Below are 1,283 nucleotides of genomic sequence, written 5' to 3'. Positions count from 1 at the left end.
TTTGTGAGAGCAGTTTCGGCAGGAGACAGAAACCGCACCAAATATGCAGAGGGTTGCAAGTTTATCCGGCAAAACAGGGCGCAGGAAACGGTCAAAAAGACAAGCAGGTTAAAGCGCGGGGTCTACCGCGCAGGTGACATCGTCCGGCAGAGCCGGTCGGTAGGGAAAAATCAGAGGTTACCGGCCCCTGAAATCAGGGGTCGGTCAGAAAGGAGAGCTTTTGAGCGAGAATAAGCAAAAATATGCATACTGGATGCGGCCCTCGATGGTCACAGAAATCGAGGAAATGCTCCCAGAAGCAAATGCCACCTCAAAGGGGGACTTTGTTTGCAAGGCGGTTGAGTTCTACATCGGGTATCTTCGGCAGCAGAAAAACATCAATTACTTGACTCCTATGTTGGCAGGAGCAATCAAAAGCGAGGTGCGTTCCCTCGGCAAAGATGTGTGTGAAATGCTGTTCAAGCTGGCGGTAGAGATGGGGATTATCAGCAACATTACTGCGGCGGTCAATGATATTCCAGATGATACTCTGGACACTTTACGGCTCAATGTTGCGCAAGAGGTAGCGTGGACAAATGGGATTCTGACCTTCGAAGATGCCGATGAGTGGCAGAATAGGGGTGACTGATTACGGCGAAAATTATTGTCACCAGCAGGTATATGAGGAATTCTCCAAAGCGCTCGGCCACAAATCTGGTGAAGTACATGGGCACTCGCGAAAGCGTGGAGAGGGTGGCCCAGGGCATTGATAACTCACCCGCCACCGTTCGGCAGCAGAGGTTGGTGCAGGACATCATCAAGTTTGACCGGTCGGCTAAAGATTATGGCGAGTACCATGACTACGAAAGCTCTCCCACCAAGAGCAATGCCAGCGAGTTTATAGACGCCTTCATAGAGCGCAATGCTGACCGTATCGGTGAATTGGATAAGCTGGTCAGCTACATGGCAGAGCGCCCTGGAGTGGAAAAGCTGGGACCACATGGGCTATTCAGTCAGACCGATGACAAGATAGATTTGGATTCCGTTGCAGAGGAAGTAGGTCAGCACAAGGGTATCATATGGACACACGTCATCAGTTTGCACCGCGAGGATGCGGAGCGGTTAGGGTACAACAATGCTAAGGCGTGGCGGGAATTGGTAAGGCGCAACGTCACCGAGTTGGCTGAGGCTCAGAAAATCGACATCAGTAACCTGCAATGGTACGGAGCATTTCACAATACCGCGCACCATCCGCATATGCACCTGCTGGTCTATTCCAAGGATGCAAAGCAGGGGTGGCTGAC

2 protein-coding genes are annotated in these 1,283 nt (G+C 51.5%); both read left to right on the top strand.

Annotated elements, in window-relative coordinates:
• Positions 1-220: 220 nt before the first annotated feature.
• A complete protein-coding gene (locus U8U68_RS21845) occupies positions 221-628 on the top strand; it encodes a hypothetical protein (RefSeq protein WP_084384567.1) in 408 nt (135 codons plus the stop codon).
• Between the two features lie 32 nt (positions 629-660).
• Positions 661-1,283: MobP3 family relaxase (gene mobP3 / locus U8U68_RS21840; protein WP_322204561.1), on the top strand; the 623-nt coding region annotated here is incomplete at its 3' end.

The organism is Acutalibacter intestini (assembly GCF_034334985.1).
In the GTDB taxonomy this organism is placed as follows: domain Bacteria; phylum Bacillota; class Clostridia; order Oscillospirales; family Acutalibacteraceae; genus Acutalibacter; species Acutalibacter intestini.
The sequence above is the reverse complement of the archived record's forward strand: the minus strand, read 5'-3'. Positions and strand labels throughout refer to the sequence as shown.